We start from the raw sequence: 13,438 nt of genomic DNA on the forward strand, positions 1-13,438 counted from the left end.
TAGCGCCGAGGTCGATCCACCCCAAGGAGACGCAATGGCTATGCCTCGCAATCTGCCCGGTCAGGCCGCGCACGACGAATCGGACCGGGAGATCCTGCGCCTGGACGGGATTCGCAAGCGCTTCCCGGGCGTCCTCGCGCTCGACGGAATTCGCCTCGACCTGCGCCGCGGCGAGGTGCATGCGGTGTGCGGCGAGAACGGCGCGGGCAAATCGACGCTGATGAAGATCATCAGCGGCCAGTACCTGCCCGACGACGGCGTCGTTCACTATCGCGGCGCGCCGGTGCGCTTTCGTTCGGCGTCCGAAGCACAGGCGGCGGGCATCTCGATCATTCACCAGGAACTCAATCTCGTCCCGCACCTGAGCGTGGCGGAGAACCTGTTCCTCGCGCGCGAGCCGCGGCGCGGGCCTTTCGTCGATACGAAACGCATGAACGCGGATGCGGCGCGCTGCATCGCGCGCATCGGGCTGAACGTGGCTCCGACGACGAAGGTCGGCGTGCTGTCCATCGCGCAGCAGCAGATGGTCGAGATCGCGAAGGCGCTGTCGCACGACGCGCGCGTGCTGATCATGGACGAGCCCACGTCGTCGCTGACGGAAGCGGAAACGGTGCAGCTCTTTCGCATCATCGAGGAGCTGCGCGCCGGCGGCGTGGCGATTCTGTACATCTCGCACCGGCTCGACGAAATGGCGCAGATCGTCGATCGCGTGACGGTGCTGCGTGACGGGCGCCACATTTCGACGGACGATTTCGCCGACGTGAGCATCGACGACATCGTCGCGCGCATGGTCGGACGCACGCTCGACGACGCCTATCCGTCCCGGCAATCGGTGCCGACCGACGAGGTGCTGCTCGACGTGCGGGATCTGCGCCGCGACGGGGTGTTCGGGCCGGTGTCGTTCGCGCTGCGCCGCGGCGAGATCCTCGGTTTCGCGGGATTGATGGGCGCCGGTCGCACCGAGATCGCCCGCGCGATCTTCGGCGCCGATCGTTCCGACGGCGGCACGATCGCGCTGCACGGCCGGCCCGTGACGATCCGCTCGCCGCGCGAGGCAATCCGGCACGGGATCGCGTATCTGTCGGAGGACCGCAAGACGGAGGGGCTCGCGCTGCCGATGCCCGTCGCGGCGAACCTCACGCTCGCGAACGTGCGCGGCATCACGTCACGCTTCGGGTTCCTGCGCTTCGACGACGAACTCGACGTCGCGCGCCGCTACGTGCAGGACCTCGCGATTCGCACGCCGTCCGTGCACCAGCGCGTGCGCAACCTGTCCGGCGGCAACCAGCAGAAGGTCGTCATCGGCAAATGGCTGTACCGCGGCTCGAAGATCCTGTTCTTCGACGAGCCGACCCGCGGCATCGACGTCGGCGCGAAATTCGCGATCTACGGGCTGATGGACCGGCTCGCCGCCGACGGCGTCGGCGTGGTGCTGATCAGTTCGGAGTTGCCCGAACTGCTCGGCATGACCGACCGGATCGCCGTTTTTCACGAAGGTCGATTGACCGCATTTCTCGACACGAAACACACCAGTCAGGAGGAGATCATGCACTACGCGTCGGGGCGTTCCCATGCTTGAAATGACATCCGATCGAAGCCAGGCCGACGAACGGGCGGCGCGACAGCGGCGGCGCGACCTGATCCAGAAGTTCGCGGCGCTGGGCAGTCTCGTCGTGCTCGTGTTCGCGTTCTCGATAACGAGCGCGGCGTTCTTCTCGGTCGACAACCTGATGACGGTCGGCCTGCAGGTCACCTCCATCGCCTATCTGGGCGTGGCCGCCACCTGCGTGATCATCACGGGCGGCATCGACCTGTCGGTCGGCTCGGTGCTCGCGCTGGCCGGCGTCTGCGCGGCGCTGCTGGTCAAGGCCGGCGTGCCGGTGCCCGCCGCGATGGCGGCCGGCATCCTGGTCGGCGCGCTGTGCGGGCTCGTCAACGGCATCTGCGTGACGCAGATGGGCCTGCCGCCGTTCATCGCGACGCTCGGCATGATGCTCGTCGCACGCGGCATCGCGCTTCAGATCACGGGCGCGCGGCCGGTATCGGATCTCGGCGACGCGTTCGGCGCGCTCGGCAACGGCGCGCTGCTGCGGATCTCGCGCATCGGCGCGGACGGGTTCCCCGACACGACCTTTCCCGGCATTCCGTATCCGGTCGTGATCATGGTCGTGCTGTTCGTCGTGGTGTCGGTGCTGCTGTCGAGAACGTCACTGGGCCGCCATATCTACGCGGTCGGGTCGAACGCGGAAGCGGCCCGGCTGTCGGGCGTGAACGTGCAGGGCGTGAAGCTGTTCACCTACGTGCTGTCCGGCGCGCTCGCGGGCGTGACCGGCTGCGTGCTGATGTCTCGGCTCGTCACCGGGCAGCCGAACGAAGGCGTGATGTACGAGCTCGACGCGATCGCCAGTTCGGTCATCGGCGGCACGTCGCTGATGGGCGGCGTCGGCACGATCTCGGGCACGGCGATCGGCGCGTTCGTGATCGGCGTGCTGCGCAACGGCCTGAACATGAACGGCGTATCGAGCTTCATCCAGCAGATCATCATCGGCGTCGTGATCCTCGGCACGGTGTGGATCGACCAGTTGCGCAATCGCCGGCCCTGACCGGCAGCAAGCAGTCCCTACCAACGAGAAGCGGAGCGAGACATGAACAAATCCATCCTGCTGGCGGCATCGGCGTGCGTGTTCGCGGTATGCAGCAGCGGCGCTTATGCGGCGGGCGGAGAGATCGCGGTGATCGTCAAGACGGTCAACTCGAACTACTGGCAGAACGTGCAGAAAGGCGCGAAGGCGGCGCTCGACGGCGCGAAGGGCTACACGATGACGTTCCAGGGCCCGGCGGCTGAGTCCGACATCAGCGGGCAGGTCAACATGGTCGACAACGCGGTCACGCGTCATGTGGCGGGCATCGTGCTCGCGCCGTCCGATCCCGATGCGCTGGTGCCCGCGATCAAGAAGGCATGGGAAGCGCACATTCCCGTCGTGCTGATCGACTCGGCGATCGCGGACGCCGGCAAGCCGTACTACCAGGCATTCCTGTCGACCGACAACGAGAAGGCGGGCGCACTGTGCGCGAAGGCGCTGATCGACCGCGTCGGGCAGTCGGGCAAGATCGCGATCATGTCGTACGTGCCGGGCGCGGGGTCCGAGGTCAGCCGCGTCGGCGGGTTCCGCAAGTACATCGAGAGCCATTCGAAGCTGCAGGTCGTCGGCCCGTACTACTCGCAATCGCAAATGGCGACCGCGCTGAACCAGACGACCGACGTGCTGTCGGCGAACCCGGACCTGAAGGGCATCTTCGGCGCGAACGAGCCGACCGCGGTCGGGATGGGCCGTGCGCTGAAGCAGTCGGGCAAGGCGGGCAAGGTGGTGGCGATCGGGTTCGACGGCAACGAGGACCTGCAGGGCTTCGTGCGCGACGGCACCGTGCAGGCGATCGCCGTGCAGGGCTCGTGGCAGATGGGGAACCAGGGCGTGCGCACGGCGCTCGACGTGATCGAGCGCAAGCCCGCGTCGAAGCTGATCGATACCGGCGTCGTGATGGTCGACAAGCAGAACCTCGATTCGCAGGCGGCGAAGAATGTCCTGTACTGATCGCCCGTGCCGCTCTCACGCATCGAGTCACCACGCATGAACGCAAACGATACGCGCACCTTGCCGCGCAGCGGGCTGACGGTGTCCGCACTCGGCCTCGGCTGCTCGCAGCTCGGCGGCCTTTATCGGCCGATGTCGGCCGCCGATGCCGCCGCGCTCGTCGACGCCGCGTGGGCGGCCGGCCTGCGCTATTTCGACACCGCGCCGTATTACGGCTACACGCTGTCCGAGCGGCGCGTGGGGGCGGGGCTCGCCCCGCGCGAGCGTCGCGCCTTCACGCTCAGCACGAAGGTCGGGCGGCTGATGCGGGCCGACGCGAGCGTGCGGCCGGGCGACGACGGCTGGGCGGAGCCGCTGCCGTTCCGGCCGGTGTACGACTACAGCTACGACGGCATCATGCGCTCGCACGACGACAGCCGGCAACGGCTCGGTCTCGCGCGAGTCGACATGCTGTACGTGCACGACATCGGCGCGATGACGCACGGCGATCGTCACGCGCACTACTGGGACCAGTTGACCCGCGGCGGCGGGTTTCGCGCGCTGGATGCGCTGCGCTCGGGCGGCGAGATCGGCGGGTTCGGCCTCGGCGTGAACGAATGGGAAGTCGCGGCCGACGCGCTGAACGAAGCGGCGCTCGATGCGGTGCTGCTGGCCGGCCGCTATACGCTGCTCGAACAGACGGCGCTCGAACCGCTGCTCGACGCGTGTGCCCGTGAAGGGACGGCGATCGTGATCGGCGGCGTGTTCAATTCCGGTTTGCTCGCCGGCAACGGCAAGTTCAACTATGCGGACGCGAGCGCCGACGTGATCGACAAGGCGACGCGGCTCGGCGCGCTGTGCAACCGCTTCGACGTGCCGCTTCCGGCCGCGGCCTTGCAGTTTCCGTTCGGCCATCCGGCCGTCGTGTCGTGCGTGGTCGGCGCGCGCAGCGTGGCTCAGCTGAAGCAGAACATCGCATGGTTCGAGCGCCCCGCGCCGGCCGAACTGTGGGATGCGCTGCGCGACGAAGGGCTGATCGCGGCGCACGCGCCGGTGCCGGGAGCACGCGCATGACCCCGCGCATCGACGCCCATCAGCATTACTGGCGCATCGGCGCGCGGGCCGGCTGCTGGCCGCCGGCCGAGTTCGATGCGATTCACCGGGATTTCGGCCCGGCAGATCTGGCGCCGCTGCTCGACGCCGCGCGCATCGATATCACCGTCGTCGTGCAGTCGCTGCCGAGCGAAGCCGACACGCGCTTTCTGCTCGATCTCGCGGCTGAAACGCCGAGCGTCGGCGCCGTGGTCGGCTGGGTCGACCTGAAGGCCGGCGACGCACCCGCGCGGATCGCGGCGTTTGCATCCGCGCCGAAGGCGCGCGGCTTGCGACCGATGCTGCAGGATCTGCCCGACGACGCTTGGATCGACGATCCGCGGCTGGATCGCGCGGTTGCCGCGATGCTCGAGCACGGGCTGCGTTTCGATGCGCTGGTGATGCCGCGCCATCTCGATGCGCTGCACGCATTCGCGCGGCGCCATCCGGATCTGCCGATCGTGATCGATCATGGCGCGAAGCCGTTCATCGAGCGCGGCGAGACGCAGCCGTGGCTAACGTCGATGCGCAGGCTCGCGAGCCTGCCGAACCTGCATTGCAAGCTGTCCGGCCTCTGGACGGAGGCCGGGCCGTCGGCCGGCCCGGATGCCGTGCGCGCACGCACGCGGCCGTATGTCCACGCGCTGACCGATCTGTTCGGGCCGGCGCGCTTGATGTGGGGCAGCGACTGGCCGGTGCTGCGGCTGGCGTCGGCGTGCGGCGGCTACGGCGAATGGCTGGCCGCGTGCGAGGACGATTGCACGCAGTCGCTCGGCGCCGCGGCGCTCGACGGCCTTTTCGGCGGCAACGCGCGCCGCTTCTACCGGATCGACACCGCACGCCACGACGAATGAACCAGAACGAAAGGAAACCGACATGCTCAGCGTGATTTGCGAATCTCCCGGCGTGCTGCGCGTGCAGCATCGCGAGCTGCCCGTGCGCGGCAGCGGCGAAGTGCTGTTGCGCGTGCAACGGGTCGGCATCTGCGGCACCGATCTGCACATCTTCACCGGCAACCAGCCGTACCTCGACTATCCGCGCGTGATGGGCCACGAGCTGTCGGCGGTCGTCGTCGAGGCGGAAGCCGAGTCGGGGCTCGGCGCCGGCGACGCGGTGTACGTGATGCCGTATCTGTCGTGCGGGCACTGCGTCGCCTGCCGTCACGGCAACACGAACTGCTGCGTGAACATCAAGGTGCTCGGCGTGCATCGCGACGGCGCGTTGGCCGAATACCTGAGCGTGCCCGCGCAGTTCGTTCACAAGGCCGACGGCATTTCGCTCGACCAGGCGGCGATGCTCGAATTTCTCGCGATCGGCGCGCATGCGGTGCGGCGCGCGGACATCCGCGCCGGGCAGCGCGCGCTGGTCGTCGGCGCGGGGCCGATCGGCATGGCCGCGATGATCTTCGCGAAGCTGCGCGGCGCCGACGTCACGTGCCTCGACACGCGGGCGGATCGATTGGCGTTCTGCCGCCAGCATCTGGCGGTCGATGCGGCGGTGGAGGTGGGGGAAGGCGACACGGAGCGTCTCGCGTCGTTGACGAACGGCGAGTATTTCGACGCGGTGTTCGACGCGACCGGCAACCTCGATGCGATGAATCGCGGTTTCGAATTCGTCGCGCACGGCGGCAAATACACGTTGATCTCGATCGTGCGCGGGCATGTCGCGTTTTCGGATCCCGAGTTCCACAAGCGGGAAACCACGCTGCTCGCGAGCCGCAACGCGACGGCCGAGGATTTCGCGACGGTGCTCGACGCGATGCGCGCGGGGCGCATCCCGGACCGCGCGCTGAACACGCACCGGATGCGGCTCGATGAGGTGCCGGACGCGCTGCCGCGTTTGCTGGATGCGGGGCAGACCGTCGTGAAGGCGCTCGTCGAATGCTGATCCGTCGAATCCGGTACGCGGAGCGCACGCGATGACGCCGCCGATCCTGCAGTTCGGTACGAGCCGCTTCCTGCTGGCGCACGTCGACCTGTTCGTCTCCCAGGCGCTGGACGAAGGCAACGCGATCGGCGGCATCGGCATCGTGCAGACGACCGGCAATCCGGCCAGCCGCGCGCGCATCGACGCGCTGCGCGCCACCGGCCGCTATCCGGTGCGGATTCGCGGGCGCGAGCGCGGCGGCGTGGTCGACGAAGTCGTCGAGTGCCACGCCGTGCAGCGCGCGTGGGACGCCCAGCGCGACTGGGCGGAAATACGCGGCGCCGCGATCGAGACGGTGCGCGTGATCGTGTCGAACACCGGCGACGCAGGCTATCGCGCCGATCCGCGCGACGCCGCGGACCTGCTGGCCGAGCCCGAGCACGCACCGCATGGTTTTCCGGCGAAGCTGCTCGCGCTGCTGCATGCGCGCTGGCAGGCGCGGCCCGATGACGGCGTTTCCATCCTGCCTTGCGAACTGGTGACGAACAACGGCGACACGCTGCGCGACATCGTGCTGGGCCTCGCGCGCCAGTGGCGGCTGCCCGACGCGTTCGCCGACTATCTGGGCAACTGCTGCATATGGGTCAACTCGCTCGTCGACCGCATCGTGTCCGAGCCGCTTCGTCCGGTCGGCGCGATCGCGGAGCCTTACGCGCTATGGGCGATCGAACGGCGTACCGGCATCGCGCTGCCGTGCCGGCATGCGCAGATCGTCGTCACCGACGATTTGCGCAGCCACGAGCGCCTGAAGCTGTTCTTCCTCAATCTCGGGCACAGCTGGCTCGCGGAGCAGTGGCTCGCGACCGGGCGCGACGCATCGGAAACGGTGCTGGACGCGATGAACGATGCGCGGCTGCGCGACGGTCTCGAGGCCGTGTGGCGCGATGAAGTCGCGCCGGTATTCGTGGCGCTGGGCTTGCGCGAAACGGCCGAACGCTATGTCGACAGCGTGCGCGAGCGCTTGCTCAATCCGTTTCTCGCGCATCGCATCGCCGATATCGCGGTCAACCATCGCGAGAAGGTGGCGCGGCGGATCGAGCCGCTGCTCGCGCTCGCGGATTCGCTGGCGCTGCCGGCCGAACAACCGCGGTTGCGGCAACTCGTCGCCCGCCATGAACCGGCGGCCGGCGCTGCGGCGGCCGGGATCGCAACGACAGGGAGAGAGGCATCGTGAAGCAACCGGCAATCGTGATCCTTCACGGCAACGACAACGTCGCCGTCGCACTCGACGCGCTGGCGCCCGACGTGCCGATCGACGTTCACGGCGCGCCGCTGCGGCCGGCGGACGCGATACCGGCCGGCCACAAGGTCGCCACCGCGCCGATCGCGCGCGGCGACGCGATCGTCAAATGCGGGCAGCCGATCGGCGTCGCGCTGCGCGACATCGCCGCGGGCGAGCACGTGCACGTGCACAACGTCGGGATGCCCGACCGGCATGCGCACGACGACGGGCTGGCCGGCGACGCGCATGAGGTCGAGACGGACCGCCGCGATACCTTCGACGGCTTCGTGCGGCCCGACGGCAGCGTGGGGACCCGCAACTTCGTCGGCGTGATCGCGAGCGTCAACTGTTCGGCGAGCGTCTGTCATGCGATCGCCGATGCATACCGGCACGGCGCGCTCGATGCGTTCGGTCACGTCGACGGCGTCGTCGCGATCACCCATCAGAGCGGCTGCGGCATGTCGGCGACCGGGGACGGCATCGAACTGCTGCGGCGCACGCTCGTCGGCTATGCGCGGAACCCGAATTTCGCCGGCGTGCTGCTCGTCGGTCTCGGCTGCGAGGTCAACCAGGTCGGCGCGCTCGCGCAACGGCTCGACGCGGCAGCGCCCAGCACCGTGCGCACGCTGGTGATCCAGGACGAGGGCGGCGTGCGCGACACCGTGGCCAGAGGCGTGTCGATCGTGCGCGAATTGGTGGAGGCGGCCGACGGCGCGCGTCGCAGCGCCGTGCCGGCGTCGCGGCTGACGGTCGGCCTGCAATGCGGCGGGTCGGACGGCTACTCGGGCATCACCGCGAACCCGGCGCTCGGCGCGGCCGTCGATCTGCTGGTCCGCAACGGCGGCACCGCGATTCTGTCCGAGACGCCCGAGATCTACGGCGCCGAGCATCTGCTGATCGCGCGGGCGGCGTCGCGCGACGTGGCCGAGCGCTTGCTCGGCCGGTTGCAGTGGTGGGAGCGCTACGTCGCTGACAACGGCGGCGAAATGAACAACAACCCGTCGCCCGGCAACCTCGCCGGCGGCATCACGACGATTCTCGAGAAGTCGCTCGGTGCGGTGTCGAAGGGCGGCCGCTCGCCGCTGCGCGCGGTCTACGACTATGCGGAGCCGGTGCGGCAAGCCGGGCTCGTGTTCATGGATACGCCGGGTTACGACCCGGTGTCGGCCACCGGGCAGATCGCCGGCGGCGCGAATCTCGTGTGCTTCACGACGGGCCGCGGTTCGGTGTTCGGCTCGAAGCCGGTGCCGACGATCAAGATCGCGACGACGACCGGTCTGTTCGAGCGGATGCAATCGGACATGGATTTCGACAGCGGCGGGATCGTCGCCGGTTCGCTCTCGGTCGGCGAAGCGGGCGAGCGGCTGTTCCGGCTGATGCTCGACGTCGCCTCCGGGCGACGGTCCCGCAGCGAGGACAACGGCATCGGCGAACGCGAGTTCGTGCCGTGGCTGCGCGGCGCGGTCATGTGACGGGAAAGGCGGTGTGCGTCCGCGTGCGTAATCGGACAGCGAAGGAGAACCCGCGATGGAAACCAGCATGAGCGAGCCGATGATCGGCGAAACCGGCCACGACGGCTCGCTGTCGGAACTCGAGAAGGGCTTGCTGGGCGAGGCGCTGCGCTTGCTCGCCGAGACGCGCGCGCGTGCGCTGGAACTCTGTGTCGAGGTCAGCCGGCGGCAGGGGGGCGCCGCGCCGGACGTCCACGATTTCAACCTGCCGACGATCATCGAACTGCAACGGCGCTTCGGTACGCGGTCTTGCCCGGACGGCGCCGACATGGCAGCCTCCGGTCGCTTCGCGTAGCCGGAGCCGAAGCCGCCCGCGGGCGGCGCCGTTGCAGGAACGCTCGTCGCTGCCGGTTACGCCGCCGACAGCGTGATCGACACGCCCGTCGCGGTATAAACGGGCGTTGCCTTGAACCCGTCGACCGTCACCGTCGAGAACTTCGCGGCAGCCGCCGCGCCGTCGATCAGCGCGATGGTGTCGCCGGCCTTCGGCGTGTAGCCGTTCACGAATTTCACATGCAGCGTGCCGCCCGTGACGGTGAACGGGCCGCCCACGCGCATACGTCCGCCGCCGTTGCCGTCGATGTCGAGTTCGAGCGTCGTGTTGTCGAGCTGCGTATAGCGGGTCGCGATCGTCACCGGCGCATTGGCCGCGATCTGCACGCCGCCGCCCGAGCCGACGTACACGTCGCCCTTGCCGAACGCCGTCGCCGACGCGGCCGCGAGCGTGCCGCCGCTCACCTGCGTGCCGCCCGTGTAGCTGTTGTTGCCCGCCAGCGTCAGCGTGCCGCTGCCTTGCAGCGTCAGCTTGCCGGCGCCCGCGACGTCGTTGCGCCACAGGTCGGCCGCATTGAGCCCGCCCTGCGACGCATCCATCGACACGATCACGTTGCCGTTGAACGCGCCGTAGCCATCGGCTGCCGCGAACAGGTTCAGGCGGCCCCAGCCTTCCGCATCGTCCATGACCGGATAGCCGGACGGCAGTTCGGTCGTTTTCAGCACGACGCGCCGCTGGTCGGCGCTCAGGTACGGGAAGCGCGTCTGCAGCAGGATCTCCGCGCCCTTCGGCACGACCGGCGGTGCGTTCGTCGATTCGATCGCGCCGAAGCCGAACGTCATGCGGCGCAGGAACGCGGCCTGGTTCGTCGAGTAGTCGGCGAACCGGTCGGTGGCCGTCGTGCCGGAGTGGGCGAATGCGGAGAAGGTCGCGGCGCTCGTCCCCGTCAGTTGTTGCAGCGTCTGATGGGCTTGCGTGTACGCGGCCTGCGCGTCGCCCGCATACGCGGTCAGGTTCGCCGCGCTGACGGCCAGCGCGAGCATGCGCCCGCCGATCACGTCGAGCGGCGAATGCATGCCGGCGAGGATCCGGTTCTCCCCCAGTTCGAGGCCGCGGCTGATCATTTCCTGGAAGCGCTCCGGCACGAGCCACGCCATCGTCGTCGCATCGCGCACGGCCTCGGCCGTGTGGCCGCTGATGAAGCCGCCGTCGGTCGCGGGCGTCGTGCTTTCCGCCGGCACGAGCGTCGGCGCGACCACCACGCTCGTGCTCCAGCGGTACGGGCGCGCATATTTGAAGAAGCGCTTCGACGGCTCGGTCGACGCGTTGTTGCCCATTTCGTTGAGCAGGTCGACGACCTTCCCGAAGCTGGCGTTGCCGCTGCTGCTGCCGACGCCGACGTTGTTGCCGGAATCGTTGTACAGCACGGTGGTCGCATCGGCGGGCACGCTGGTGATGCTGGTCGTCTGCTGGGCCGCGGTGCGCCATGCGGCGGTGAGCGGGCCCATGCCGTCGGTCACGCTGTAACCCTTGCCGCGCCGGTCGTCGTAGTACGCGGCATCGGCCTGCTGCGGCGTGCGGGCGGTCGTCGCGTTGATCACGTACTGCACGTTGGCCGACAGCACCGCATCGTTCAGGATCGTGCCGCACGGCACGCCGCTGTTCGGCAGCCCGGAGCAGGTCGACGGCGAGATGGCCGGGAACGCGCCGTTCGCCGGCGCGCTCACGCCCGCGTCGACCAGCATCGTCGCCGGCTGCCAGAGATCGAGGAAGCGGCTCAGCACGCGCACCGCTGCGTTGGTCGACAGCGTCGCATAGCGCGCGTCGCCGCGCTGGTTGGTCGCGACGTTGTCGACGAAAGCGGGCGCGCTCGGAATCGGCGCGCTGTCGACGAAGCCGGGGTCGGCGGGCGGCGCGGGAACGGCCGCGGCGATCGTGCCGGTCGACACGACATCATCGCCGCCGCCGCACGCAGCCAGCACGATCGCACTCGACAAGGCTGCAACGTGCAGCGGGAAACGGCTTCGTGACGCAAACATGCAAGACTCCATCCTGATGGTCGAAGACGGAGGATTGTGGTGAGCGATCGTTACGCGGTCGTTACGGAATTGTTTCGTTTCGCACGCAGTGGGCGAAAATTCCCACTATTTGGTTAATTTCGAGTGCTGACCATGACGGACGCCGGAATTCATGCGTCGTCCGTCACCGAGACAGGGCGTCGGGCACCGGCCTATGCGCCGGCCGCCCGCGTGTCGAGCCGGAACAGCGATACCGCCTCGGCAAGCCGGCCTCCCTGTTCCTCGAGCGACTTCGATGCGGCGGCTGCCTGTTCGACGAGCGCCGCGTTCTGCTGGGTGACTTCATCCATTTGCGTAATGGCCAGATTCACCTGCTCGATGCCGCGGCTCTGCTCGTTCGACGCGGCAGCGATCTCGCCCATGATGTCGGTCACGCGCGCAATCGCATGCGTGACCTGGTTCATCGTCTCGCCCGCGTTGTTCGCGATATGCGAGCCGTCCTGGACTTTCCGGACCGATTGCGAGATCAGCTCGCGAATTTCCTTCGCGGCGCTCGACGAGCGCTGCGCGAGACTCCGGACTTCGCTGGCCACCACGGCAAAGCCGCGGCCCTGCTCGCCGGCGCGGGCGGCCTCCACGGCCGCGTTGAGCGCGAGGATGTTGGTCTGGAAGGCAATCCCTTCGATGATCGCGGTGATCTCGGCGATTTTGGCGGAGCTGGCGCTGATGTCCGTCATCGTGTCGACCATCAGGCCGACTGCCGTGCTGCCGCGCTGGGCGACTTCCGATGCGTTGTTGGCCAGCCCGCTCGCCTGCTGCGCGTTATCGGCGTTCAGGCGCACGGTGGAGGTCAGTTGCTCCATGCTCGACGCGGTTTCCTGCAACGAGGCGGCCTGCTGTTCCGTGCGGGACGACAGGTCCTGGTTGCCGGACGCGATTTCGCCGGCGCCTGTCGCGACGTTGCTCGATGCGGTACGGACCTCCGAGATCAGGCGGATCAGGTTCGCCTGCATGTCGCGCATCGAAGCGAGGACGCTGCCGGCCGGCGCGGCGCCGGTCGTGGATTCGGCGCCGAGGTTGCCGGCGGCGATATGGCCGGCGATCTCGCTGAGCACGGCAGGCTCCGTGCCCAACGCGCGCAGCAGGCCGCGGGTGATGAAGAGGCCCGAGATCGCGGCCGCGGCGGCGGCGGCGATGCTGATCGCGATCAGCATCAGTCGTCGCGACGTATAACGGTCGTCCGAGTCCTTCACCAGTTGGGCGGCCAACGTACGCGAGAACGTCGCATACGCATCGGTGGCCGCGACGAGCTGGGCCAGCAGCGGTCGGCACTGTTCGTTGATCATCGTGATCGCCTGATCGCGACGGTTGTTTGCCGCCGCTTCGACGATGGCGCGCGCCACGGGGCCGTACTGCGCCTCGACCGCCCCGATTTGCCGCACCAGTTCGCGGGCCTTGTCGGTCGCGCTGCTGCCCTCGCGGACTGCATTCGTCAGTTCGCCCAGCAGCGCGCCGACTTCGCGATCCGCCCGCAGCGCCGCTTCCTTCTCGATGTCCGCATCGCGCGTCCCGTTCGCCAGGACCTGGTTGCGGGCGGCGATCGCACGCCGGTCGACCGCCGCGAGAATCTTGTCCGCCAGGGTCGCGCGGGCGTTGATGCCGTTGACATAGTTCTCGAATGCCGCGTTCGCATTGCCGAGCGATACGACGCCGAGAATGGAGACGAGCAGAACCATGCACGTCAGGAGACTGAAAGCCAGCGTCAGCTTCGTGCGAACCGTTAATCGTTGATCATTCATGTGAGGAGTCCAGTTTCGTTGACA

At 68.5% G+C, this 13,438-nt stretch carries 11 protein-coding genes; 9 read left to right on the forward strand and 2 right to left on the reverse strand.

Features of this window, described 5'->3' with window-relative positions:
- The first annotated feature begins 34 nt into the window (after nucleotides 1–34).
- From C5O79_RS14460 to C5O79_RS14500, 9 genes are all read left to right on the forward strand, one after another.
- Nucleotides 35–1,579: a sugar ABC transporter ATP-binding protein gene (locus C5O79_RS14460; RefSeq protein WP_122478619.1), complete on the forward strand. Its 1,545-nt coding sequence runs from the start codon at nucleotides 35–37 to the stop codon at nucleotides 1,577–1,579.
- Complete coding sequence (locus C5O79_RS14465) at nucleotides 1,572–2,603, forward strand: ABC transporter permease (RefSeq protein ID WP_046546495.1); 1,032 nt, start codon at nucleotides 1,572–1,574, stop codon at nucleotides 2,601–2,603. Before C5O79_RS14460 ends, C5O79_RS14465 begins: the two co-directional genes overlap by 8 nt.
- A gap of 42 nt (nucleotides 2,604–2,645) precedes the next feature.
- Nucleotides 2,646–3,593, forward strand: a complete 948-nt coding sequence (locus C5O79_RS14470; RefSeq protein WP_122478622.1) for an ABC transporter substrate-binding protein — start codon at nucleotides 2,646–2,648, stop codon at nucleotides 3,591–3,593.
- A gap of 36 nt (nucleotides 3,594–3,629) precedes the next feature.
- Nucleotides 3,630–4,646, forward strand: coding sequence for an aldo/keto reductase (locus C5O79_RS14475; protein ID WP_122478624.1), 1,017 nt, complete (start codon nucleotides 3,630–3,632; stop codon nucleotides 4,644–4,646).
- Nucleotides 4,643–5,518, forward strand: coding sequence for an amidohydrolase family protein (locus C5O79_RS14480; RefSeq protein WP_122478627.1), 876 nt, complete (start codon nucleotides 4,643–4,645; stop codon nucleotides 5,516–5,518). The genes C5O79_RS14475 and C5O79_RS14480 overlap by 4 nt, the downstream gene beginning before the upstream one ends.
- Before the next feature lie 22 nt (nucleotides 5,519–5,540).
- Complete coding sequence (locus C5O79_RS14485) at nucleotides 5,541–6,551, forward strand: zinc-binding alcohol dehydrogenase family protein (RefSeq protein WP_122478629.1); 1,011 nt, start codon at nucleotides 5,541–5,543, stop codon at nucleotides 6,549–6,551.
- Nucleotides 6,552–6,582: 31 nt separating this feature from the next.
- Complete coding sequence (locus C5O79_RS14490) at nucleotides 6,583–7,764, forward strand: mannitol dehydrogenase family protein (RefSeq protein WP_122478632.1); 1,182 nt, start codon at nucleotides 6,583–6,585, stop codon at nucleotides 7,762–7,764.
- Complete coding sequence (locus C5O79_RS14495) at nucleotides 7,761–9,284, forward strand: altronate dehydratase family protein (RefSeq protein ID WP_122478635.1); 1,524 nt, start codon at nucleotides 7,761–7,763, stop codon at nucleotides 9,282–9,284. Before C5O79_RS14490 ends, C5O79_RS14495 begins: the two co-directional genes overlap by 4 nt.
- 67 nt (nucleotides 9,285–9,351) lie before the next feature.
- Nucleotides 9,352–9,618 (forward strand): hypothetical protein, encoded by a 267-nt coding sequence (locus tag C5O79_RS14500; RefSeq protein ID WP_240687910.1) that lies wholly within the window; start codon nucleotides 9,352–9,354, stop codon nucleotides 9,616–9,618.
- A 56-nt stretch (nucleotides 9,619–9,674) separates the two neighbouring features.
- On the opposite strand, the gene C5O79_RS14505 is transcribed toward C5O79_RS14500, so the two are convergent.
- Nucleotides 9,675–11,636, reverse strand: coding sequence for a phosphatase PAP2 family protein (locus C5O79_RS14505; protein ID WP_124472593.1), 1,962 nt, complete (start codon nucleotides 11,634–11,636; stop codon nucleotides 9,675–9,677).
- Nucleotides 11,637–11,827: 191 nt separating this feature from the next.
- Nucleotides 11,828–13,414, reverse strand: coding sequence for a methyl-accepting chemotaxis protein (locus tag C5O79_RS14510; protein ID WP_046546502.1), 1,587 nt, complete (start codon nucleotides 13,412–13,414; stop codon nucleotides 11,828–11,830).
- Nucleotides 13,415–13,438: the final 24 nt, after the last annotated feature.

Source organism: Burkholderia sp. SRS-25 (assembly GCF_004343765.1).
Classification (GTDB): Bacteria; Pseudomonadota; Gammaproteobacteria; order Burkholderiales; family Burkholderiaceae; genus Burkholderia; species Burkholderia contaminans.